Source organism: Paenibacillus sp. S-12 (assembly GCF_030363895.1).
In the GTDB taxonomy this organism is placed as follows: Bacteria; Bacillota; Bacilli; order Paenibacillales; family Paenibacillaceae; genus Paenibacillus_B; species Paenibacillus_B alvei.
The window spans coordinates 1-24,510 of sequence record NZ_JASIUF010000024.1 but is presented as its reverse complement, the minus strand read 5'-3'; the positions used below and the strand labels follow the sequence as shown (position 1 = coordinate 24,510).

Here is a 24,510-nt window from a genome sequence, read left to right as displayed (position 1 = left end):
AAAAATGGGTCTCGAAAAGTATCGAGACCCTATTCAACATCATATCAACCCGGCCATTATAAGTCTATATTTTTTTGGGTTTTCGTGTAAAATTCTCCTGTGTAAGGTTGTACCCCATCATTCAGGAGGAAGCATATGATTTCAGAACGCGTATCTGCCTATTGCACCAAAATACCTTTATTAGCTGAAGTAACCGAATGGGCTCTTTTACGAGAGTGGGCGCTCTCGGAGGTATACCGTATTACTTTACGTTCAGGGGAAACTCGCATATTGAAATGGGGCGGCAAGGAAATGGCTCAAGAAGCAGCCAATTACCGTCGTCTCGTCAATCCTTTGCATATAGTAGCCCCGCGCATTTTTGATTTTTATGAGTCAGAACGCAGTGCAGTTATGATTATGGAAGACGCGGGGAAGTACAATTTGGAGCAGCAGCCCTGCCCTGAGCTATTTTTGGAAGCCGCAAGACAACTAGCAAGAATTCGAGATACAGCCACGATGAATATAGAAAAAAATATGCCAATTAGCCACATTCATCAATACACAGAAACGGCTGTCGATTTCCTTACGCATGCGAAAGATCTTCTTCGCTCACCTCGTCTAGCTGACCACTCTGCCCTTAGCAAGCTGCATGACATATTCCCACAACAGTTGGAGAGACTGTATCACACCCAGCCTCTTACACTCGTTCACCATGATTATCATGCGAAAAACCTGCTCATTCAGGGAACACAGATTATGCCGATTGACTGGTCGATTTCGTATCTTAGCCCCCATCTAGGCGACTTGCATTGCCTCATTGATGAAGCACGCGAATATAGTCATGTACCTAGAGAAGAGATGCTGTCCGCCTTTCATAGCGCGATGGAGCAGGATTGCTCTATGGAGCAGCTTAAATGGCAAGTGAACATCGGCGGGTTATGCTGGCTTGTTAAAACGCTGAAATGGCTCGTATATGGCGGAACGGATACGATTCCCGGTTCAGACGAGTGGGTGCCAGATTTGATGGATGAGGTAGAACTCCTCGTGAACAAAATTGTGTAGCTTCATGCGCGCTTAGACTAAAATATAGCCTGAAACCTATATCTCAGGCTATGTTGTATTTTATAATATGGAATCACAAGTTATGAAAGGGAAGGGGGATTTATCATGAAAATCGGCATGATCGGTATTGGCGATATAGCACGTAAAGCATATTTGCCTATACTAGGCACCCGATCGGATATTGAACTATCTATTGCCAGCCGCAATCAAGAAGTGGTGGATGAGGTCGGGCGACAATACCGGATCCGCAACCAGTTCTCTACCGTACAGGAATTAATTTCATCTAACATCGATGCTGCTTTCGTGCATACTTCCACAGATTCGCATGCCGATATTTTACGTCAACTTATCGCTGCAGGAATTCATGTATTTGTAGATAAGCCCATCGCCTATTCGTTACATGAATCAGAGGAAATGGTTTCTTTGGCTCAACAGCACAAAGTGAAGCTTATGGTCGGATTTAACCGCCGGTTTATGCCGATGTACAAAAATGCAAAAGAAACAATTCCGACAATCGAAACAGCCTTCATGCAAAAAAATCGGATTGGCCCCGTTTCACCAGTACGACAGACGGTTTTTGATGATTTCATTCACGTCGTAGACACGCTGCTGTACTATGTAGGCAAACCAGAGACGATCATGGTTAACGGCAAGGTCGAGGATGGGTTATTGCATTACTTAGTACTTAATTTGATGAGCCAAAAGACGACCGGACTCGGAATGATGAACCGACAGACGGGAATCACGGAAGAACGACTGGAAATCATGGGATGTCAGCAGAAGATCGTCGTCCAGAATTGCGTTCACACCACAACATATGTAAATCATTCAGAACAGCACTCCACTTTTGGCGATTGGATCTCGACTCTCTATCGCCGCGGTTTTGTTGACATGATAGACCATTTCATCGAATGTATTCAGAGCGGAAACGATTTCCTATCCAGCGGAGAGAAGTCACTGCAAACTCATCGCATCTGTGAAGACATAACTCAGCAATTGGAGCGATTATGAATCGGATACTGCCGCTACGCTATCCAACAAGGCCTAATCGTTCCGGCAATCCTATTTACCGAACATCTGTCCAATATAATAATTTGGCCGTTTCCCCCACACCTGAATAAGGTTCGAGACGGTCTTATACATAAGACCTGATTGTCATGTCTATCGTAGCGAGCTGCCTTCGGCAGCGCGGCACAATACGTTTAGCGGTGGAGCTGTCTGCTCTGCTCCACCACTGCTTCGTATGCCGGTTACTCCTATTCTTCCTGTGATTGACTCACTTCGCCGTCGCCATATGCCCAAGAGATAAAGAAATAGCGCAATGATGCTTACTCTTCCCCCGTCGTAATCGGATTATCATCATAGGAACTCCAATCGCTCCAACTGCCGGCATACAGCTTCGCACCCTTTACTCCCGTCTGCCACAAAGATAATAAGTTCGGGCAGGCTGTCACACCCGATCCACAATAGACGATTACTTCCTCCGCTCCCTGCACGACCGGCCTCCACTGCTCGCGTTGTGTCTTTACAGGCAGCCAGTGTCCCGCTTCGTCAAGACGATTCCGCCAGAATTGGTTCACTGCGCCCGGGATATGACCTGCTTTTGCATCAATAGGCTCAAGGCGTCCAGCATATCGGTCGGGCTCGCGAGAATCAATCATGACCACACTTGGCCGTCCCAGTCGCTCTCGAATATCGTCCACATGCAGCACCATCTCCGGACGAACCTGCGGTTTATAGCTGAGCGGTGCTGACTCCGGAACTTCTGTCGACACAGGATGTCCCGCTTCCACCCACGCACTGTAACCACCATCCATCACATAGACATAGCCTTCATGGCCGATATATTGCAGCAGCCACCACAGGCGGCTAGCCATGGCTCCACCTTGGTCATCATAGACAATCACGGTCGTGGAACGATCAATGCCGCTCGCTCCAAGCTTCTGCGCCAATTCCCCAATTTCCGGTAATGGGTGACGCCCGCCATGTACCTCACGCGGTGATGACAAGTCCCGATCCAAATCAAAATAAAACGCCCCCGGTAGATGCCCTTCCTCATACGCTGTCTGTCCGCGTTCCGGCTCAGTTAACCAAAAACGGCAGTCCGCTACTGCCGCCTGCCCTTCTTCAAGCAGCTTCACAGCTTCCTCCACTGTTATAATCACCGTATACTCCTGCATGTTCCTACCTCCCGAATCAAAATATCTTTTGCCTATGCAACAAAAACCATTGTCACTCAGATAATAAGACAACCATTTGCCAAACTCCTCTCCCCATGTCACAATGGGAGAAAATCCACGCGATAAGTCTTGTATCGCCCGAAGGAGGAGAACAGACTAATGAGTTCGCCTCATGATCCATCAGCATCTGCTAACCATAATCATTCGATGTCTGGCCATCACCATCCTGCACATCCAGAACCATTATTTCGTATTCACCCGATGACTGAGGAGGATGCACAGGATATTTGCACATGGAAATACGAGCCGCCTTATCAATTGTATGGATTCCTCCCGTGGAAACAGATGAAGGCGCTTGGCGTTGAAATGGGCGACCCCGATATTCGCCGCAAGCAATATGTATCCGTTAAGGATCGGAACGAAGAGCTCATCGGCTTTGCGCAATATTTTCCGCTTGTTGGAGTTACTCGCATAGGATTAGGCATGCGGCCCGATCTGCTTGGAAAGGGAATGGGTGCTGCGTTCGTGCAAGCTATTGTGGGCGATGCATCGCAACGTCATCCAGAGGATGAAATCGACCTCGAGGTGCTCACCTGGAACAACCGTGCAATTCGTGCCTATCAAAAGGCCGGATTTTTCATTACAGATACTTACGAACGTCCTACACCAGAAGGAATGGGAGAATTCCACTGCATGGTGTATCAGCCCGAAGCTGCTCCGGTATAGTAAACCACCAATATGATGCTGGTTTGCAAAACAAATTCTTTCATTCAGGAACAACAAGAGCTGCCCGGTACGGGCAGCTCTTCGGTATTTTGTAAAGTTTTAGATGAGGGAAATCGTAGCTACTGTATCGCTCTCTACCACAATCTCGATGGTGTGGAACTGCGGATCATACTGTACGCTGCCGCTTCCGATAAACAGCAGCCGATCCTCCCCTAGACCGTAGAACACATCATCTGCGAGTGCCTCCAGCACTTCCTTGCGTTCAGCTTGTCCGAGCTCAGCCCAGTCTTCCTCAGTCATTTCGAAAAAGGTATACCCGTCCGGAATCAGTCCTATTGCGTTCGTCAATTCTTCCAAAATATCTTGATATGGTCTCCCGAATGAAACGCCCATCTACGCTGCTCCTCTCGAATCAACTATGTCTTCCGTATTGTAGCATAGAATGCCTTCTCACTCGAACAGCTATTGCATTAAGAGCGCCTATCTTTACTATCTGCCGCGCTTTTGTTTCTTGTCAGTCAGTTCACTTTTCAGCTTTCACATTTCCTTCGTAAAAACTGATTCATGCTAATTCTCCTGTTCCTCCTACAACAACAATCACAACACAACAGAACAAAGAGCAGACTCATCGTTCTGCTCCTGGCAACATGCTATAGATTTTTATATGAAGAACCACCCCTCTAATATAAGAGCAATCTTAAAGTAAGTATCTTCAACCCTGCTAAGAGAGATTTCTGCTTTTCCAATCTTGAACGGAAGCTCTTGCAAGCTGAGTTAGTGCGATATCCTCCATCGGAGGATTATGCAGCCCGAATCGCACATCACGATACATTCGCTGCAGCGGATGATCCATACGAAGACTGTACGCGCCAACAATACGCATCGCCTTATCGACAATTGACTGCGCCGCCTGCACGACGAATACCTTCGCCGCTGCAAGATCAACAGCCCGCAGTGCTTCTCTCTCAGCGCCTCCCACTTCCCAGGACTTTGCCACACCATAGAGGAATCTTCGTGCCGCTGTCCATTCCAGTTCAATCTCACCTAGGTGCCGCTCCACGTTCGGCGTACTTGCTATGGGCTCCGACAACGATGGGGGCGTATATGCGGTAGCAAAGGAAATCGCTTCATCGCGGGCCGCTGTGGCGATGCCTAAATAACACGCTGGGATATGAAGAAGATACGGATTTGGCAGTGAGCGATCACGTTGATTATGCCTATATAGGAGTGCGTCCTCTGTCACTTTCACCTGCTCTAGCACCAGGTCATGACTTGCTGTTCCGCGCATCCCAGCCATATTCCAAGTCCATTCAATCGACACCCCGGCAGCATCATGCGGTATCAACAGCTCAATCACGTCCTCACTATCCTCAAGCGCAGCTGTTACAATGAACCACTCCAACAGCGGAGCAAAAGTTGTGAACGTCTTGCGGCCACTTACCACATATCCCCCGCTTTCGATAGGTTTGGCTGTAGTTCGTGTCTTGCCGCCACGAGAAGGACTTCCGCCCCCGACCTCCATAACTGCGCGATTTAACAGTCCGCCTTCATGCACGATGCGGCGACATACCTCGGCAAAGCTTCCTTCTGGCCAAGTACGGCGCTCCGCCAACTCGTGGATGATGCTCATATGCCACCCCATCCCAAGTGCCACAGACGGATTGGCTTGAGCCAGCAGTTCTTGCGCCTTCAACCATGCAGTAAGCGGCATTGCCAGGCCTCCGTATTCCTCTGGAACGTTCCATGACGGATAGCCAATTTTCTTCAACTTCTCTACATGATGCGAAGGCAGACCATGCTTCCTATCCAGATCTGCTGCATCCTCCCGCATCTGCCTAGCAATTTGCTCTACCTGCGCTAAGCCCCGCTTTACTTTACATTCTGGAGCTGCCGTCTGCGTATGTGATTTCTTCCTTTCTGCCGGCAGTTCATCAATATGCCCAGTGTCCAGCCTCTCCAGTGAATGCTCAACCCCTTGTATCACGTCCATCCCCCCTCTTTATCCTATTTCATATCCGGCACATGTTATTTCAGTAATTATGCAAATTAAAGACTCCGATCTCTCATTAAACTGCATCATCTGCAAATATATGCTCCAGCACCCGCCGCTCCATTGCTCCAAACTCTTGATCGGTTACCTGACGCGGTCTGGAACATGGATTGGCAACATCCAGTGCAATTCGACCCTGATCAATGAGCACGATGCGATCCGCTAATCGCACAGCCTCATTCACATCATGCGTGACGAGCAGTATTGTAAACCGCTGATCTCCCCATAAGGACGCAATCAATTGCTGCATCTCCAGCTTCGTCAGTGCATCCAGCGCACTAAGCGGCTCATCCAGCAGCAACAGCTTTGGCTTGCGTACCAACGCTCTTGCCAGCGCAACTCGCTGCTTCTGCCCGCCCGAAAGGGTATTCGGCCAATCATGCTGGCGGCTATCGAGTCCAACCTGATGAAGCGCTTGTTCTGCTCTTGGCCTCCAATCTCCCTGCAAACCAATTCCTACATTATCAACGACCGTTTTCCATGGAATCAGTCTACTGTCCTGGAACATGACCGTGGTTCCTCCCCGAATTCCGTCAACTGGTACACCTCCTACAAGCAGCTTGCCCTCCGTTGCTTGCTCCAACCCCGCCAAGAGACGAAGCAGCGTACTTTTACCGCAGCCGCTACGTCCCACGACGGCGACGAACTGCCCCTCTGGTATCGTCAGATCAATGTGATCCAAGACTTGATGCTCACCAAAATATTTACTTACGCCACTGATCTTCACTTCCGCTCCTTCGATATTGGCTTGATCAGCCGCCTCCTTTGATTGAAGCGGCCATCGTGTCTGCGTTAGTGGACGCATGGCCTGATATCCTCCCATAGTTCGACTGCCTCCTTCTCTCCTTCAAGGGTGAAATGGATGTTGCTATCCACACAATCTGCAACAATAAAAGCTGAACCTGCCTATCGTCTAAGCCTACAGCAAGCCGAATATTTGGTAGTCCTCTTCTTAATGTCCTACCCGATGCTCAGTACTCCAGCGCAGTGCCTTGCGCTCCAGCAGCTTCGCGAACACATCGGCTCCTTTACCGAACGCCGCATATAACAAAATGCTTAATATAATAATGTCAGTCTGCATAAACTCACGTGCATTGAGCGCCAAATAACCGACTCCAGCATCAGTGGCAATTGTCTCCGCAACGATTAGAGTCAGCCACATGACACCGAGCGCATATCGCAAGCCAACAAATATGGAGGGCAGTGCCCCCGGCAATATAATGTGCCGAAATAATGACCCGGATCGCAGACCATACACCTTTGCCATCTCCACAACACCTGGATCAACGCTGCGGATGCCATGATACGTATTTACATAAATCGGGAACATGACGCCAAGGGAGACAAGGAAAATTTTGGCCCCTTCATCAATGCCCAGCCAAATGATGACGAGTGGGACAAGAGCTAAATGAGGAATATTGCGCAGCATTTGAATCGATGTATCGAACAGCCGATAAAACCCCAAGTATCGGCCGCTAAGCACGCCCAATAAGAAACCAATCCCGCCACCAATAACGAAGCCGATGAGGGCGCGCTGAAGACTGACACCAATATGATAGCCGAGCGTTCCGTTTATGGTCAGTTCCCACAATGTGTGCAGTACCTTGGTCGGTGTTGGCAACAGTTGTGCAGACACTACTTCAGACGAGGAAGCCCACTGCCAAATCGCTAAAAAAACAATCGGCAGCAGCCAAGGCGCACTAACTGCTGCAATCCTGTTCCCCCAGCCATCCTTACGTCGCGAATCAGCAGCATAAGCATGAACCGTATTTTTATGTTTTGCATTTGCCGAATCCCTTTTCCCCGGTGATCCCAGCGATTTAGGACCTATAAGAGATGAAGATGGTGCCGCGCCTGACTTCTCCACTGATCCGCTGCCTGCATAGATGGATCGCGAGTCTTCTTCTTGTCGATTCGCCAACTTCGTGGACGATACAGCATCTGTCGTACGCATTGCGATTCCCCCTTTATCACTTGCTCCTCACAGGCCCTTGTACGGCCCAAGGCGCATCCAACGGCATCCGATCAGCTACCTTGATAGGGTTCGGTATTAAACCAATCCGATAATACGTATCCGCTAGCTGCTGCTGCGCGTTGATAATTTCCGAATTGAACAATTCGACCCCATAGGTGCGACGCTTCACTGCAAGCTCGATAGCTGCCTTTTCGATTCCCTGTGTTTCGGACAGCAGCTTAATCACATCATCCTTATGGGTGTTGGCCCATTCATCCGACACTTGAATTTCCTCTAAAATAGTCCGTATCTGCTCTGGGTGTTCCTTGGCAAACTGCTCATTGGCATAATAGAACGTACGATTCGGCGAGTATCCTTGACCATCCGTTAACGTCATTGGCTTCAAATCTGTCTGTACAGCTGCAAAGAACGGATCCCAGGAGCCTAGCGCATCCACCTGTCTCGTTTCAAACACCGCTCGCCCTTCCGACGCATCCTTGACGTAAACGAACTGAACATCTTCAAGCTTCAGACCTGCTTTCTCTATCGCCAGCACTGCCAGGTAATGATGATTACCGCCTTTGCCTACCGCGAGCTTCTTCCCCTTCAAGTCGGCAATTGATTGCACTCCTGATTCCAGATAAGTGACGATTCCCATTCCCTCCGGATTCGGATGATCATTGCCCACATATACAAATGGCTTATTGCCTGCTTGTGCGAATACACCTGATCCATCCGCTGCATGCCCGAAGTCGATGCTGCCACTGCTCAGTGCTTCAAGCAAGAAGTTCCCCCCGGCAAATACCTTCCACTCCACCTCATATCCCGCTTCCTTCAGGCGTTTATCCAAATTGCCATTCACCTTCAGAATGTTCAAAGTGTTGCCCTTTTGATAGCCGATGCGAATCACTTTGCGAGACCCGTTCTTGCCTGCACCGGAGGTGTCGGCTACCGCCCCATTTTGGGCGCCCGTTCCGGCTCCAACCGATGCGCAACCCGCCAATAACGCCATCAAGCAGAACCATGAGATGAGAATTATTACAACACGCACACGCAGTTGTCTGTTCGTAAGATGTTCAGATGGCGCCTTAACAGTAACCAAATTATCCAATGCATATAGTTGGTCTTTAGACATTGAAAGCCCCCATTTCACAATGAAATTCTTTCACCCCGTTGTCATTTCTCCTTGAACAACATCTCCCGCCTAAAACTTTGTGCAAAAATCTCGTTATCATTTGAGCCCAGCCTTTTTCCTTCAGAGCTGTTCATCGCAATGAAACCACACTCCCCACTTAATCACCATATATTCCGATTAACTTACTAAGTATTTAGATGACATTTTATTCTCCTTGCCTCTTTCTTGTCAATCCTATTTTTTCCTCTAACTTTTGAGCCAGGGAACAAAATGTTCATTAAATAAATAGAGCTGTTTTGCCGATAAAAAGAATATTGCATCTTTTTTTTACGTATTTCGGCTAACGCTGTCGAATACGCTCGCAGGAAGCACCATTATACTCATGGATGAGGTGTGTATGGAATTATGGAAAAATCTACGATCATTGGTCTCGTGCTCGGCCTTGCTGCCGTCACGCTAGGGATGTACTTTAAGGGGGCGCCTATCTCGAACCTCGCCAACCCAGCAGCCATTATGATTATCTTTGTTGGTACTGCGGGTTCCCTGTTCATTGCCTTCCCGATGAAGGAACTGAAAAAATTTCCTAAGCTTATCGGGCTGCTCTTCAAAAAGCAAGATTTGGTTGACCGTGTTCAATTGATCCAACTCTTCATGGAATGGGCGTCAATTACGCGCCGTGAAGGCTTGCTTGCTTTGGAAACACGTATAGACGAAATTGAAGACGAATTCCTCCGCAACGGAATGCGGATGATTATTGACGGCAATGATCAAGACTTCGTGCGTGACGTGCTCATGGAAGACATTCATGCAACCGAAGAAAGACACCATTCTGGAGCGCTCATTTTCTCGCAAGCGGGCATGTACGCCCCTACGCTTGGGGTATTGGGTGCCGTAATCGGTCTGATTGCCGCCCTATCGCAAATGTCGGAAATGGAGCACCTGGCTAAAGCGATTGCCGCAGCGTTCGTTGCTACATTGATGGGGATATTCTCCGGTTATGTGCTATGGCATCCGATCGCCAATAAGCTGAAGCGCCTGTCGCACAGCGAAATTGAAATTCGACTCATGATGGTCGAGGGACTGTTGTCCATTCAATCCGGCGTATCTACCATTGCAATTAACCAAAAGCTCTCTGTCTTCTTGACTCCACAAGAGCGTGCTCTTATGAGTGTTAAGGAGGGGGCAAGCGTTGAGTAAGAAATTACGAACACCCCCGAAGGAAGAACATACAGATGAGACATGGCTCATTCCGTATGCCGATATTTTGACACTGCTGCTCGCTCTTTTCATCGTGCTCTATGCCATGTCGGCGGTTGATGCGAAAAAATTCGAGCAAATGAGCCAAGCCTTCAGTTCAGCGTTGGATTCCGGCGGTGGAGGGGCTGGTATTTTAAATGAATCAGCTATTATTCGCTCAGACGGATCGAAATCCAGCATGGTTGAAGCGAATCCTAAAAACTTCACCAAATCGCGCAATCACGAGCGAGAACAATATATGTTGCATGCCAAGCAAGAACAGCAGCAGCTTGAGCAGCTTCAGAATAAGATGAATCAGTATATCTCCAACAATGGGTTAACTGATCAGTTGAATACGAAACTTAATCACTCTGAGTTGAAAATTACAATTAAAGATAGCGCGCTCTTCGATTCCGGTAAGGCCAACTTGAAGGGTGATTCGAAGCAGCTTGCAGCTACAATCGGCGACATGTTGAAGCAGTATCAAGGCTTCTCTGTCGTCATTAGCGGGCACACAGACAATCGCCCTATCCGCAACAGCAGATTTGAGTCGAACTGGGATCTGAGCTCTGCACGGGCGCTTAGCTTCATGAAGGTCGTCTTGGAACGCTCCGGACTTGATCCGAAGCTATTCCAAGCGGTTGGGATGGGCGAGTATCATCCTGTAGCTGACAACAGCAGCACTGAAGGTCAAGCGAAGAATCGCCGAGTAGAGGTATCCGTTCTTCGCAAATACACGGATAAGAATAAAGCGGCGAATGAATTAACTGAGCAAAACTGAGTCGTTACCGTACAGATAATACAACGAACAAATAGGGGTGCCCTGATAGAGTCGTAATATCGTCTCTATCAAGGCACCCCTTCGTTTTAAACTATCCTTATGACGAGATTGCGGTTAACGTAGGCTGCGGCACGGTAAGATCACCACTGCCCTCCTCTTCTGCGCCAATTGCAGGCAACGAAATCGTTACCTCAGTTCCAATGTTCTGCTCACTAGTGATTTCAATCAATCCTCGATGGTTATGAATAATTCGCTGACTTACCATGAGGCCAAGACCTGTTCCGTATTCCTTGCTTGTGAAGAATGGATCTCCAAGTTGGGACAAATGCTCTTCCGGTATACCGATACCATGATCTAGAATTTTCACCACAACTAGACCCTTATGTCGTGATTGTACAGCAATTTCGACCATGCCACCTTCCGGCATTGCCTCCATCGCATTTTTCATCACATTGATAAATACCTGCTTCAGTTGGTTCTCTTCACAATTCACTAACGGTACAAATTCATCGAACTGGGTGGCGAAGTGCACGTTATTCAAGTTTGCCTGACTGTCCAGTAAAGCGACAACATCTGTTACAATGCGGCGTACATCTTTCGGCTGGAATTGAATAGCCTGAGGCTTGGCCAGTACAAGGAATTCACTAACAATCAAGTTGATGCGCTCCAGCTCCGCCAGCATCATGTCCATATGATTATCATTCAATGATCTCGTACGCTGCTGCAGCTGCAGGAAGCCTTTCAGCGTCGTTAAAGGATTTCGAATCTCATGCGCAACACCTGCTGCCAACTGTCCAACCGTCGTGAGCTTCTCGGAACGGCGCAATAATTCCTCCATTCGCTTACGGCTGGTTATATCCCGAGTAATGCTGGCCCAAGCGATACAGTCTCCACCCTCATTGTACATTGGCGAAGTGGTGACACTAACATCCAGAACACGCCCGTCCTTCGTCAGACGCGTCGTCTCCCAGTTGCTTACATATTCGCCATGACGCTTAGCCTCATGAATTTTCCGTTCTTCTTCCAGCTTATCCTCCGGAATATTGCACAAGGGCTTGCCCAACACCTCTTCCGAGGTCCAGCCGAACATATCGACGAACGCTTGATTTACACGCTCAATTCGTCCCTTCAAATCCGTCACATGAATGGCATCATTCGATTGGTTAATGAACGATTCCAAATGCTCTTTCATGGCACGGTTCTCCAAATAGGACATCCGCAGTCGTTCTGTAGAAGCATCCAAATTGCGTGCCATCGTATTGATTCGCTGCGCCAGTATGCCAAGCTCATCATTGCGATCAATATTCAATTGCGTATTGAAATGACCTACCGAAATCATATTGATCTTGTTCAATATCGATTGCAGAGGGCGTATGAGGATGCCAGACAGCATATAACTGCCAATAAGAACAATCTCCAATAACACAATGCCTACGGCGACATTGCGCATTAACTGGTCATGCAGCGCTTCTACGAGCGTTCTAGCATCCATTGAAATATTCAATACATAGGCTGTTGTACCGATGATCGGTATGAATCCCTTAATAATCGTTCTGCTGCCGAATTCACTTTCGTAAAATAGTGGTTTTTTTCGCTCCAAGGCATTCCGAATGTATTCTTCATCACGTGCATGTTTCAATGTATATTCGCCATACAGGACACGGCTTTTTGTGTCATCTACAATTTGCACGCCATCGCTGCGAACTTTGGATACAGGCTCATTATTAAAGTGGTCGGCATTCAGAGCTGCGATCTCCACAATATTGGACTGAGCATTTAACGTCTGCTCGATTAAGATATTGGGCTTCGTTAGTTCAAAGAAGGTCTCCACTTTATCATCACGAATAAACGGATTAATAATATAATCCCGCTTACCGTCGTAATAATACCCCCACTTATCGATATGCTCCGGATTGGAAGAAGACACATCGAAGGGGCCTGCCCAAAAATCTTTACGCTTCTGCCCTTGGGTAATCCATACTTGCTGATCCTCGAGCAATTGAGTAAAAGCGGTATACCAGTATCCCCACTGTCTAGTCGACATTCCGATTTCCTTCGGATCAGAGGATCGAGCAATTGTAATATCATCACCGTTCGCCGTCTGATGCAAAAGGGAAATGTGGGATATTCCGATATCTTTGCTTATTTGCTGCAGCTGCTCGTTCGTAATACTATCAATTCGGGATGGGAGCTTATCCGCAGCATACATAGATGCAATATGCAGCTTCTCCGCCAATTGCTCCTCAAATGAAGCAGCTGCCATGCGGGATTGCTGAACGGATACGTTGATCTGCTGAGCAATTGCATTCATTCGCTGCTGAATTTCCTCAACAAGCTTATCCTTGGTAATGTTGTAGGTGAGGATCATATGAAGCAAAAGGACGACAAACACGATACAAGCTATGGAAATTGATAATTTCGCTTTGATGGAAAGTCTCATGCTTCACCTCTATCAGGCCTATCCATCAGAATCTAGGTCAATGGAGATAATGTCGGATATCCTGACAAATGTTGGATTTCGTTGGAGTATCTCTTCGAATCATATCGTAATATAGGGCGATTTGTCCATGGTTTTGGCGATTATTGTAGGAAGAAGGTATAATAATATCGACAAGTTCCGACCCTGCCGATATGAATAACACATAGTTATCAACAACTTATACACATAATGTGAACAGTTATGGATAAGATGTGTATAATCCTGTGCACAATTATTAGTTATCCACAGGATTATGCACACACTGTTAACAACGAATATTTGTTCGATGAATAACGGCTATACTTTTACACATCTTTGCGTCTAATGCAATTATACTTGGCAGCAATAGAGGCAGGGATAAGAGAAAGGAAGTTAAAGTTGGAAATACAATCGATTGAACCTGAACAAGAAACTCAGCACGAATACTGGATGCGCATGGCTATTGAAGAAGCCCACAAGGCCGAAGCGATTGGAGAGGTGCCTATTGGCGCCGTTGTCGTACATCAGAACGAAATTATTGGTCGCGGCTACAATTTACGAGAGACTTCGCTGGATTCAACGGCCCATGCCGAGATGATTGCCATTAGGGAAGCGAGTGAGCACCTGCAGGCATGGCGATTACTTGATTGCACTTTATACGTTACCTTGGAGCCTTGCCCAATGTGTGCCGGGGCTATCGTTCAATCACGCGTACCTACCGTTGTATATGGGACGACGGATCCCAAGGCAGGTTGTGCGGGCACGCTTATGAACCTTCTTCAGGAGCCCCGCTTCAACCATCGTGCAGAAGTTATTGAAGGCGTACTGCGGGAAGAATGCGCGGCAATGCTAACGCAATTTTTTCGTCGTTTGCGCGGCAAAGCTTAATCTATATGCAACAAGAAAGAAGCCGCAGGCTCAACCTAGTTGAACCATGCGGCTTCTTCCTTTGTTAATATACCGCCGCTCTCTAAGAGAACGACGACCTTCCTTTGACTTTATCTTAATAGCCACCGAACATTTGCTGCAATTGTTCCATCGTCAGAACATCGGATGGTACTGGTTTAAATTCAACCTTCTCGTTGATCTTGCTCAATTCACTTGTCAAACGAGCGGCAATCTTCGATTTCACACCATCGTCGCCAGTTACATCCAAGTTTGCTACAACAACTTGGTATGCAGGGTATTGATCCTTGTTAACTGCTGTAGTCACGCTCAGCTCGTTAATCTTCAACGACTTCTTCATTTCTTCGATGCCCTTTTTCAGTTCACTGTCATCTGTTTTCATTTCTTGCTTCATTTTCTCAACTTGGTCTTTTTCCACTTTAAGCAGCTTGCTGTACTCTTCCTTGCCTAATACATCAGCGATTGCAGGCAACGCATCCTTAACGAATGTTGTAACGAATTGCTCCAAGTTCTCATTTGTAACATTGAACTTCACAATTTGCTTCGCATCTACACTTTCAGGAAGACCAGCGTCTTTTTTCTCAACTATGGAGAAATATGTTTTCTCATCGAACTTGCCAAGAAGTGCTTTGAACAAATCGTTGCTCAGGTTTTGCATTGCCTTCAAATCCTTTGCGGATGGCATTTCTTGACCTGAATCTTCAGCAAGTTTCTTCAAGTCCAGTTCAACTGTCTTCCCAACCAATTCATCAGGAATTTGACCAGCCAACATCGGAATATTCGGAATCTTTACCCACATTTTATTTTCATCCATGGAGAATGGAAGAGAGAACTTCATTTCCATGTCGCCTTTAAGGCTAATTTCAACATTCGCTTCCATCTTGATTGGCTCTTGTTGTACAACGCCATTTACGCTAAGCTCAGCATTTTTCAGCATATTGAGAACCATTTTTGCATTTGGATCAAGTGCTGCCGAACCATTATCCACTTGAAGATCTTCTAACTTAATCGATGTATTAAATGCATAAGATTTCATATCGAGGGACTTACCTAAAGAACCCTCGATTAATTCCTTCGGACTAGACTTCGCTCCACACCCCGTAATAATTAAAGCTAGAGCAAATATTAGTGCTAATGCGCTCTTCAAACCTCTTTTCAACTTGTTCAACCCCTATTCCTCATAATAAGTATGTCTAAAAATACCCAGTATATATTAACCTATACGTATGGCATTGAAAATAGTTCCTTTGAAATATATTTCATGACTCTATTTTTAAACATGTGAACTTCGTCCTATCGTATCTTTCTTAATGGATGTCTTTCTTCTTGAATCTTCCACCCTTGACGTCATGAATGTTGCCGATTGCAAGAAACGCTTGCTCGTCAAGCTCTTCTACGATCCCTTTGAGCTTCGCTTCCTCCAATCGAGTAATGACGGTGAAAATCACTTTTTTCTCATCCCCGGAGAACCCACCTTCACCCTTCATATAGGTTACTCCTCGGCCAAGACGGCTAAGCAGCGCATCTCCAATTTCCTTGTGATTGTCACTTATAATCCATACTGCCTTCGAATCGTTCAATCCCTCAACCGTAATATCAATCATTTTGAACGCAATGTAATACGCGATAAGGGAATACATTGCACGATCCCAGCCAAATACGAAGCCAGCACTCGTGAGTATGAACAGGTTGAAAAACATAATAATTTCGCCTACGGAGAAAGGGGATCGCTTATTGAGTAAAATCGCTACTATTTCTGTGCCATCCAACGATCCGCCGTATCGAATGACTAGCCCAACGCCGATCCCAAGAATAATCCCGCCAAATACAGCAGCTAGGAACGTATTTTCCGTAAAGGCGCTCACATCATGCAGCAGCATCGTACTGAGCGACATGACAAGGACGCCGAGCAATGTGGAAAGGGCAAATGTTTTGCCAATTTGCTTGTAGCCGACAATTAGGAAGGGCAAGTTAAGAAGAAATAGAAAAACGCCTAGTGGTATCGAGGTTACATAAGACAAAATAATCGAAATACCGGTTACACCGCCGTCCGTTATTTGATTCGGGACGAGGAATAATTCAAGTCCGACCCCCATCAGGACAGATCCAACGACAATAAAGATAATTCGCTTGAGAAGCTTAATCAGGCCAATCTTCGTGTGCTGATACTGTCGTACATTAGCAACCGCTGCACCGTCCATGGCATTCAGTTGGGCGAATGCTTCAAAATGATCCGGTTCTTGCGAAGCCGATGCTTGATTCTCCTTAGAACTACTGTTGTCAGTATTGGTGTTCGTCGTCAGATGCTCCATCGCTTTCACCTCTCTATACAAGCCTAAAATACACTACACTCTTTATTATATCGGAATTCCTTTCTATGTTGGACCCTACTGGGAAATATTAATAAGGAAAGCACTAGTGAATGACAACAATAACTCTTTATAATGGCACAAAAAAACACAGATCTCCCTTGCGCATAACAAGGAAAATCCGTGTTGATTGTTTCCACTTTGACTTATCCCTCAGGATTGTTGTGACTCACATGATTCGCATTCTTCGTCTTCTTAGACCCTGACAATGGCTCTTGCATCGCATTCCGTTCATTGCTTGCTTGATGCCGGCTGGATTGTTCCTTGTCAGGTACAGGCACTGCTCTTGGCTTGCTCATTGCGTACGCTCCTCTGTCATTATAAATGTTCCAAATCCGTTGGCTTATCATGATTCAATGCATCCTGATGACGCCGATCGTTATGATCCTGCTGCAATTGCTGGGCATGATGACTAGTAACAGGTGCCTGCTCCAAGTCCTTGATGACATTGCTCAAATTTTTGTCCAGACCATCCTTCGCTTTCGTCATCTTCATTCCTCCTAGTGTACTTGGCCGTGATTGGTTACATCATGCAGTGCTTGCGCACACTCATGTATGTGACGCATATAATTTTGTACGAGCTCCTGCACAACCTCTGTCCGCTCATCGATATGAACCCCGCTCTTCTCAACATCAATTAGATTGAGCTTGACCTCGCGCGTGTCCACATAAGCGCAATGGAAATCGAATGAGTACATTTGACGGCCGGCTGTATCGATATGAATAACGAGTGCCTGTGGATTCGCACCGTCAGGCAATACTTTGGCTTGATCGCCAGGGTTCAGCCTTGTAGGCAGCGTCTGCTGCCAAGCACTCACAAGTGTCGACTGATCAACTTGCAGCTTTTCTTCCTGATTCATAAGAGCAACACCTCCACTGTTCAATTACAGTTTGCGGTCAGCGGAGCCATTTTATACAGCAAAAAACCCACATCTCTAAGGATGTGGGTTCTACATTTGAATGTTATGGCGGAGAGGGTGGGATTCGAACCCACGTGAGCTTGCACCCTAACGGTTTTCAAGACCGCCCCGTTATGACCACTTCGGTACCTCTCCATATTTGACTGCCCGAATCGAGTCGGACAGTCTTTATTTTATCATATGCATTGTTACATTGCAATAGTGTTCTTTCAATTATTTGCGAATGGCTTCCATTCCACCCATATATGGACGGAGTACTTCTGGAATGACAATCGAACCGTCTTCCTGCTGGTAATTTTCCATAATCGCAGCGACTGTACGGCCAATTGCAAGGCCGGAACCATTTAATGTATGAACGAACTCAGGCTTAGACTTCGTATCGCGACGGAAGCGAATATTCGCACGGCGCGCCTGGAAATCTTCAAAGTTCGAGCAAGAAGATATTTCACGGTACGAAACACTGCTTGGCAACCATACTTCCAAGTCATACGTCTTCGCAGAGCTGAACCCCAGATCTCCCGTGCACAACGCCATAACGCGATATGGCAGGCCGAGGAGCTGCAAAATCTTCTCTGCATTGTTCGTAAGGGACTCCAGTTCTGTATAAGAATCCTCAGGCTTGACCAGCTTCACAAGTTCAACCTTATTGAATTGATGCTGACGAATCAAACCACGTGTATCGCGTCCAGCTGCACCTGCCTCAGAGCGGAAGCAAGAGCTGTACGCCGTATAGTAACGAGGCACTTGATCATCTGTTAAGATTTCGTCCCGGTGGAGGTTCGTTACAGGAACCTCTGCTGTCGGGATCAGATAATACTCTGTCCCTTCAATCTTGAATAAATCCTCTTCGAACTTCGGCAGCTGACCTGTACCGATCAGGCTGTCGCGGTTTACGATGAGCGGAGGGAGCACTTCTTCATATCCATGCTGTGTCGTGTGCACGTCGAGCATGAAGCTGATGAGTGCACGCTCTAAGCGTGCTCCAGCACCTTTGTAGAACACGAAGCGAGAGCCTGTGACCTTAGCGGCCGATTCGAAGTCCAGAATGCCAAGATCCTGAGCCAAATCCCAATGAGCTTTCGTTTCAAAGGAAAATGAAGTAGGCTCGCTCCAACGGCGAACTTCAACATTGTCATCTTCCGATTTCCCTACTGGCGTACTTTCATGCGGTACATTTGGAATGGACAGCGTGATCTGTTCCATTTGCATTTCAATTTGACGAATCTCTTCATCGAGCTCTTTAATCCGATCGCCTACTTCACGCATTTGCGCAATCAGTTCGTCGGCTGACTCGCCTGCCTTTTTCTTTTTCGCTACTTCTTGAGACACAACATTACGTTGATTTTTCAACTGTTCAGTCTCTTGCAGCATTTCGCGGCGACGTGCGTCAAGCTCCGGGAAGTCCGCGATCATATCCTCCGTTTTACCTCGATGTTGGAGCGCAGTAGCTACGCGTCCATACTCATTTCTTAACAATTTGATATCTAGCACCGATTGACCCTCCTGCCAGAAACGGATACACGACTCAACTCTATTGCCATAGCCAAGGATTACACCGTTTCTATCCGTATCATTCTATATCACTATTATACCGTATATCTGATAAAAACACCTTAACTCTCCTTATCTCGAGGAAGAGTCAAAGTGTTCGCTTTCCTTTAGCCTGCTACATTTTCAGCTTGTTTAACCATATCGACGAAATATCGATGCAGACTTACGTCGGATGTCAGCTCTGGATGGAACGAGCAAGCTAACAGCGAATCTTGTCTCGCTGTCACAATCTCACCATTGACTTCGCACAGCACATCCACGCGTTCACCAACTGATTGAATAAGCGGGGCACGAATAAACACAGCTCGTACAGGTTGCTCAATGCCCTTCACATTCAAATCTGCTTCAAAACTCTCACGTTGCCGTCCAAATGCGTTGCGCAATACCGTCATATCCATAAGCCGCAGATGCGGTTCCTCTAGTCCTTGCTGACCTTCTACTCGCTCTGCCAGACAAATAAGTCCCGCACATGTACCGAATATCGGCTTTCCCGCAGCCGCAAATGCACGAAGCGCTTCGATAAAACCGTACTTACGCATGAGCTTGCCAATGGTAGTACTCTCTCCACCAGGAATGATAAGCCCTTGCAGCTCATCCAGCTGTTCTGGCCGCTTCACGGCTACCGCATGAGCTCCCGCTGCCTCCAAGCTGCGCATATGTTCCGCTACCGCGCCTTGCAGCGCCAATACTCCGATGTTCATCCGTGAAGTCCCTTCTTTCCCCTGAGGTTTGTACTTTTTACACCATTTGGTGATTGGGTTCTAACGCAGACTAGGAAGCACCATATTGATGCTTCCTACAGCCTGCCATGTTATTGATCTTACCAGCCGCGATCCTGCATACGCTCAGACGGCGCGAGCTTGGAAATCTCAATACCCTTCATTGGTGTACCAAGGTTCTTGGACACATTTGCAATCAACGCATAATCTTCATAATGAGTTGTCGCCTCTACGATTGCACGAGCGAACTTCTCAGGACTGTCAGATTTGAAAATACCAGAGCCTACAAATACGCCGTCTGCACCCAAATGCATCATCAACGCTGCATCTGCAGGGGTTGCAACACCGCCTGCTGCGAAGTTGACAACTGGGAGCTTGCCTCTCTCATGTACTTCAAGAAGCAAGTCATACGCTACGCCCAAGTTTTTCGCTTCTGCATACAGCTCATCTTTGGACAAGCTTTGTACTTTGCGCACTTGGCTAGTAATTAGACGCATGTGGCGAACAGCCTCAACAATATTGCCTGTTCCCGGCTCACCCTTCGTACGGATCATAGCCGCACCTTCGCTAATGCGACGGAGCGCTTCGCCCAAGTCCTTAGCGCCGCATACGAATGGCACAGTGAATGTATTTTTATCAATATGGAATACTTCATCTGCTGGAGTCAGCACTTCAGATTCATCAATGTAATCAACGCCAAGGGATTCCAATACTTTGGCTTCTACATAATGACCAATACGTGCCTTTGCCATAACTGGAATCGATACAACCTTCATAACCTCTTCTACGATTGTCGGATCTGCCATACGAGCTACGCCACCAGCTGCACGAATGTCAGATGGGACACGTTCAAGCGCCATAACCGCTGTAGCGCCTGCTGCTTCAGCAATTTTCGCTTGCTCCGCATTCATGACGTCCATGATGACGCCGCCCTTTTGCATTTCTGCCATACCACGTTTTACTCGAGCTGTACCTGTTTCCATTTTGTTTGCCCCCCGCCACTAATCAGTCATTTCCTATTGCTACAGTTTCATTCCTCTATTTTACATGATGGTCAATCGAATAGACAATTGATTTTGTCATAGACGTAGACCATTTCATAGATCAATACTTCGAAACTAGAACAAATTTTTGATAGATTTGAACAAATCAGCAAAGAACTCTCCAATTGCACGGAAGAATAGACGCCACCAACTGCCCTTTTCCACATCTTCTGTGGCAATCATATTCACCGTTTTCTTCTGCTCGGCTCCATTGTCCTTGTAGGTAAACGTAACGGTTCCCACTTGCTGACCCTTCTTAATTGGCGCAATAAGCTCGCTTGCCGGCTTCAAATTTACTTCTGTTGTTACTTTACCTTCGGTACTTGCACCCTTCGGAATCACAAATGACGCACCAGACTCAGCAACAATCGGCACTTCTGTCTCGACACCTTTTTTGATCGGAGCTGTCTCTACTCCTACTACTGTCTTTTTCGGTGCAATTTCGTTCTTTACTTCAAAATGCTCAAAGCCATGGTTTAGCAATTTAGCTGTTTCTTCGAAACGAGCCCCTTTATTTGCTGCCCCCATAACAACCGAGATCAGACGCATATTATCACGTACAGCCGTACCTGCAAAACAATATTGCGCTATATCAGTAAATCCGGTTTTCATTCCATCCAAACCTTGATATGCATAACGCTTGAAGTTCACAACATCCTTATTCGCTTCAAGCATCCAGTTTAAGTTGGAAATTGGCGTTTTATCACGTTCTCTAAATTTATAGGATTGAATTTTTGTAAACTCGCTGAATTCTGGATGATCGTTAACGATTGCACGAACTAGCTTTGCAACATCCATAGCAGACATCATAGTCTCTGCTTTTTCAGCGGGACGGAAGTCTTTTGGCATACTAGCCCAATCTAATCCAGTAGAGTTGATGTAATGTGTCTTCGTCATCCCAAGACGTTTTGCCGTCTCGTTCATAATTTTTACGAATTCTGCTTCACTGCCAGCAATATGTTCAGCTAGAGCAACTGTCGCATCATTGGCGGATCCGATTGCCATCGCAATATACAAATCCCGAACTTTATGCTTGTCCCCTTCTGCTAAGAAGATGCGCGACCCTTCCGTTACTGAAGCATTTTTCTTTGTAACAACCTCATCATCAAAGCTCAACTCTTTGTTCTTTACTTTTTCCATGACAATATATTCTGTCATCATCTTCGTCATACTGGCTGGAGGATACGCAATTTCCGAGTCAACATCGACTAATACTTTTCCGGTAGAGGCCTCCATGAGTACCGCTGAGCGAAGCTGCAAGTCAAGCTTCTTCTTATCTGTAATGACTTGACCCGCATTTCCATTTGTTGTAGCTACTTGCTTTGTTTGCGTTTGTGCAGCCGCCTCAGCAGCCACCATTCCTGCAGATGGCAATAAGGCAAAGCTCAATATTTGACATGCGGTAACCAAAGCGACCGCTCGTTTCCATTTGTTTTGTTTTACTGTTGTATGTTGCTTAGACACTACGTACAACTCCTCTCCCTGTTGAGTCCCATTGCTATTCTAACATAGCCGGACACGCAAAAAAAAGACAGGGTTGTAATACCCTGTCTTTCCTTGTCGACATTTTCCGTGTTTGCAACACAATTACATGGAATAGTTCGGAGCTTCTTTTGTAATTTGCACATCATGCGGATGACTTTCACGCAATCCTGCGCCAGAAATTTTCACGAAATGAGTATCGTTCTGAAGCTCTTTCAGGTTATGTGTACCACAGTACCCCATACCTGCTCTCAATCCACCAAGCAGTTGGTGAATGGTGTCAGCAAGAGGCCCTTTGTAAGCTACGCGGCCTTCGATGCCTTCTGGTACGAGCTTCTTCTCGTTGCTGCTATCTTGGAAATAACGATCTTTACTACCCTGCTTCATGGCGCCAAGGGAGCCCATGCCGCGGTACACTTTAAAACGACGTCCTTGGTAAATCTCAGATTCACCAGGGCTCTCTTCCGTACCTGCGAACAAGCTGCCCAGCATAACTGCACTCGCGCCAGCAGCGATGGCCTTTGTAATATCACCAGAATATTTAATACCACCATCCGCAATTACAGGGATACCATACTCACGTGCTACGCTCGCACAGTCATAAACTGCTGTAATTTGCGGTACGCCGATACCAGCGATAACGCGAGTTGTACAGATAGAACCTGGTCCGATTCCAACCTTTACCACTGAAGCGCCTGCTTCGATCAAGTCACGAGTTGCCTCACCTGTAGCTACGTTCCCTGCGATGATTGTCAAATCTGGGTATAGGCCGCGCAACTTGCGTACTGCTTCAATGATGTTGATATGGTGACCATGAGCCGAGTCTACTACAATTAGGTCAACACCAGCTTGTACAAGCAGTTCAGCACGTTCAAACGAATCTTGAGAGATACCGATTGCCGCACCGCACAGGAGACGTCCTTGAGCGTCCTTTGCAGCCTTCGGATATTGAATTGCCTTCTCAATATCCTTGATTGTGATAAGCCCCTTCAGGACGTTGGATTCATCAACCAGAGGTAGCTTCTCGATCTTGTGCTGCTGCAAAATAACTTCTGCTTCTTGAAGCGTAGTTCCTACTGGAGCAGTCACCAAGTTCTCATGAGTCATAACTTCCTTAATTCGAATGCTATAGTCATGAACGAAACGAAGGTCGCGGTTTGTCAAAATACCTACAAGCTTATGTTCTCCGTCTACAATTGGAACACCGGAAATACGATATTTTGCCATTACACGATCCGCATCTTCAACAGTATGTTCCGGGGAAAGAGAGAATGGGTTTGTGATAACGCCGCTCTCTGAGCGCTTAACCCGATCCACTTCTTCAGCTTGTTGTTCAGCAGACATATTTTTATGAATAATACCGATACCGCCTTCACGGGCAATTGCAATTGCCAATGGAGCTTCTGTAACTGTATCCATCCCGGCACTAATCATTGGAATATTCAACTTCACCTTATCACTCAAGACAGTCGATACGTCTGTTTCCCGTGGCAGTACACTCGATTTACGAGGTACTAACAGCACATCGTCAAAAGTCAAACCTTCCTTAACAAATTTAGATTCCCACACCAGAAAGTTCCTCCCTGTGATTGTATTGGCGCATTCATTATCCAAACCCTTATTACAAAAGGCTTGTCCTATGATTCACGTCATCTCTAAAAATATATTATTGCAATCTTAGCAAAGCAGTATGTGGCTGTCAAGGATATGCGACTTGTTTTGGAATCCGTTTTTTCAGGAGCTTTCATTTCATTTCGAAACGAATGAATGTCCACTGCACGTGCACATTTTACATGGATATTTATCGTTAGTATGAGATGGTTAGCTGATCTCCATTCATTATCTAAACGGTTATGACATGCATATACGAAAAACCACCGTTGAGTAATCTCAACAGTGGTTTTTGTGTGCTTGGCGACGTCCTACTCTCCCGGGACCCTGCGGTCCAAGTACCATCGG

23 protein-coding genes and 1 tRNA gene are annotated in these 24,510 nt (G+C 46.7%); 6 read left to right on the top strand and 18 right to left on the bottom strand.

The window, feature by feature from the left end:
- Positions 1-135: 135 nt before the first annotated feature.
- Both NO352_RS22345 and NO352_RS22340 read left to right on the top strand, forming a co-directional pair.
- Positions 136-1,041 carry a phosphotransferase gene (locus tag NO352_RS22345; protein WP_289356794.1) on the top strand — a complete coding sequence of 302 codons (906 nt, stop codon included), beginning with the start codon at positions 136-138 and terminating at the stop codon, positions 1,039-1,041.
- 105 nt (positions 1,042-1,146) lie between these two features.
- Positions 1,147-2,052, top strand: a complete 906-nt coding sequence (locus NO352_RS22340) for a Gfo/Idh/MocA family protein (protein ID WP_289356793.1) — start codon at positions 1,147-1,149, stop codon at positions 2,050-2,052.
- Positions 2,053-2,369: 317 nt separating this feature from the next.
- On the opposite strand, the gene NO352_RS22335 is transcribed toward NO352_RS22340, so the two are convergent.
- Positions 2,370-3,221: a sulfurtransferase gene (locus tag NO352_RS22335; RefSeq protein WP_289356792.1), complete on the bottom strand. Its 852-nt coding sequence runs from the start codon at positions 3,219-3,221 to the stop codon at positions 2,370-2,372.
- 207 nt (positions 3,222-3,428) lie between these two features.
- Here NO352_RS22335 and NO352_RS22330 point away from each other — a divergent pair, with 207 nt between their 5' ends.
- Positions 3,429-3,947 carry a GNAT family N-acetyltransferase gene (locus NO352_RS22330; protein ID WP_051135105.1) on the top strand — a complete coding sequence of 173 codons (519 nt, stop codon included), beginning with the start codon at positions 3,429-3,431 and terminating at the stop codon, positions 3,945-3,947.
- 99 nt (positions 3,948-4,046) lie between these two features.
- Here NO352_RS22330 and NO352_RS22325 read toward each other — a convergent pair whose 3' ends face one another.
- The 5 genes from NO352_RS22325 to NO352_RS22305 form a co-directional block, all read right to left on the bottom strand.
- Positions 4,047-4,340, bottom strand: coding sequence for a hypothetical protein (locus tag NO352_RS22325; RefSeq protein ID WP_005545627.1), 294 nt, complete (start codon positions 4,338-4,340; stop codon positions 4,047-4,049).
- A 328-nt stretch (positions 4,341-4,668) separates the two neighbouring features.
- The gene (locus tag NO352_RS22320; RefSeq protein WP_372515374.1) at positions 4,669-5,937 is read right to left on the bottom strand and encodes an acyl-CoA dehydrogenase family protein; all 1,269 of its coding nucleotides are present in this window, start codon (positions 5,935-5,937) and stop codon (positions 4,669-4,671) included.
- 76 nt (positions 5,938-6,013) lie between these two features.
- Positions 6,014-6,820, bottom strand: coding sequence for an ATP-binding cassette domain-containing protein (locus NO352_RS22315; protein WP_289356791.1), 807 nt, complete (start codon positions 6,818-6,820; stop codon positions 6,014-6,016).
- A 129-nt stretch (positions 6,821-6,949) separates the two neighbouring features.
- Complete coding sequence (locus NO352_RS22310; protein WP_040735758.1) at positions 6,950-7,711, bottom strand: ABC transporter permease subunit; 762 nt, start codon at positions 7,709-7,711, stop codon at positions 6,950-6,952.
- Positions 7,712-7,967: 256 nt separating this feature from the next.
- Positions 7,968-9,086: a sulfonate ABC transporter substrate-binding protein gene (locus NO352_RS22305; RefSeq protein ID WP_289356790.1), complete on the bottom strand. Its 1,119-nt coding sequence runs from the start codon at positions 9,084-9,086 to the stop codon at positions 7,968-7,970.
- Positions 9,087-9,491: 405 nt separating this feature from the next.
- Here NO352_RS22305 and motA point away from each other — a divergent pair, with 405 nt between their 5' ends.
- Positions 9,492-10,283 (top strand): flagellar motor stator protein MotA, encoded by a 792-nt coding sequence (gene motA / locus NO352_RS22300; protein WP_005545622.1) that lies wholly within the window; start codon positions 9,492-9,494, stop codon positions 10,281-10,283.
- Positions 10,276-11,103, top strand: coding sequence for a flagellar motor protein MotB (locus tag NO352_RS22295; RefSeq protein ID WP_289356789.1), 828 nt, complete (start codon positions 10,276-10,278; stop codon positions 11,101-11,103). The genes motA and NO352_RS22295 overlap by 8 nt, the downstream gene beginning before the upstream one ends.
- A 97-nt stretch (positions 11,104-11,200) precedes the next feature.
- Here the strand turns inward: NO352_RS22295 and NO352_RS22290 are convergent, their stop codons facing one another.
- On the bottom strand, positions 11,201-13,543 hold the full coding sequence (locus NO352_RS22290; protein ID WP_268600382.1) for a PAS domain S-box protein: 2,343 nt from the start codon (positions 13,541-13,543) through the stop codon (positions 11,201-11,203).
- Between the two features lie 417 nt (positions 13,544-13,960).
- Between NO352_RS22290 and tadA the strand changes: the two genes are divergently transcribed.
- Positions 13,961-14,449 carry a tRNA adenosine(34) deaminase TadA gene (gene tadA, locus NO352_RS22285; RefSeq protein WP_005545619.1) on the top strand — a complete coding sequence of 163 codons (489 nt, stop codon included), beginning with the start codon at positions 13,961-13,963 and terminating at the stop codon, positions 14,447-14,449.
- 115 nt (positions 14,450-14,564) lie between these two features.
- Here the strand turns inward: tadA and NO352_RS22280 are convergent, their stop codons facing one another.
- The 11 genes from NO352_RS22280 to guaB form a co-directional block, all read right to left on the bottom strand.
- Positions 14,565-15,626 carry a DUF6612 family protein gene (locus tag NO352_RS22280; protein WP_268598198.1) on the bottom strand — a complete coding sequence of 354 codons (1,062 nt, stop codon included), beginning with the start codon at positions 15,624-15,626 and terminating at the stop codon, positions 14,565-14,567.
- 148 nt (positions 15,627-15,774) lie between these two features.
- Positions 15,775-16,668 carry a YitT family protein gene (locus NO352_RS22275; RefSeq protein WP_163978638.1) on the bottom strand — a complete coding sequence of 298 codons (894 nt, stop codon included), beginning with the start codon at positions 16,666-16,668 and terminating at the stop codon, positions 15,775-15,777.
- Positions 16,669-16,982: 314 nt separating this feature from the next.
- Positions 16,983-17,135 (bottom strand): small acid-soluble spore protein P, encoded by a 153-nt coding sequence (locus NO352_RS22270; RefSeq protein WP_289356788.1) that lies wholly within the window; start codon positions 17,133-17,135, stop codon positions 16,983-16,985.
- Between the two features lie 19 nt (positions 17,136-17,154).
- Positions 17,155-17,325: a hypothetical protein gene (locus tag NO352_RS22265; RefSeq protein ID WP_005545612.1), complete on the bottom strand. Its 171-nt coding sequence runs from the start codon at positions 17,323-17,325 to the stop codon at positions 17,155-17,157.
- 11 nt (positions 17,326-17,336) lie between these two features.
- Entirely contained in the window at positions 17,337-17,696 is a 360-nt protein-coding gene (locus NO352_RS22260; protein ID WP_005545610.1) for a hypothetical protein, read from the bottom strand.
- Positions 17,697-17,802: 106 nt separating this feature from the next.
- Positions 17,803-17,891: transfer RNA gene (locus NO352_RS22255), tRNA-Ser, on the bottom strand.
- A 78-nt stretch (positions 17,892-17,969) separates the two neighbouring features.
- Entirely contained in the window at positions 17,970-19,247 is a 1,278-nt protein-coding gene (gene serS, locus NO352_RS22250) for a serine--tRNA ligase (RefSeq protein ID WP_289356787.1), read from the bottom strand.
- Between the two features lie 167 nt (positions 19,248-19,414).
- A complete protein-coding gene (gene pdxT / locus NO352_RS22245; protein WP_005545607.1) occupies positions 19,415-20,008 on the bottom strand; it encodes a pyridoxal 5'-phosphate synthase glutaminase subunit PdxT in 594 nt (197 codons plus the stop codon).
- 119 nt (positions 20,009-20,127) lie between these two features.
- Positions 20,128-21,009, bottom strand: coding sequence for a pyridoxal 5'-phosphate synthase lyase subunit PdxS (gene pdxS / locus NO352_RS22240; RefSeq protein WP_005545606.1), 882 nt, complete (start codon positions 21,007-21,009; stop codon positions 20,128-20,130).
- A 135-nt stretch (positions 21,010-21,144) separates the two neighbouring features.
- Positions 21,145-22,533, bottom strand: a complete 1,389-nt coding sequence (locus NO352_RS22235) for a D-alanyl-D-alanine carboxypeptidase family protein (protein ID WP_005545605.1) — start codon at positions 22,531-22,533, stop codon at positions 21,145-21,147.
- A gap of 123 nt (positions 22,534-22,656) precedes the next feature.
- A complete protein-coding gene (gene guaB / locus NO352_RS22230; protein ID WP_005545604.1) occupies positions 22,657-24,120 on the bottom strand; it encodes an IMP dehydrogenase in 1,464 nt (487 codons plus the stop codon).
- Between the last annotated feature and the right edge of the window lie 390 nt (positions 24,121-24,510).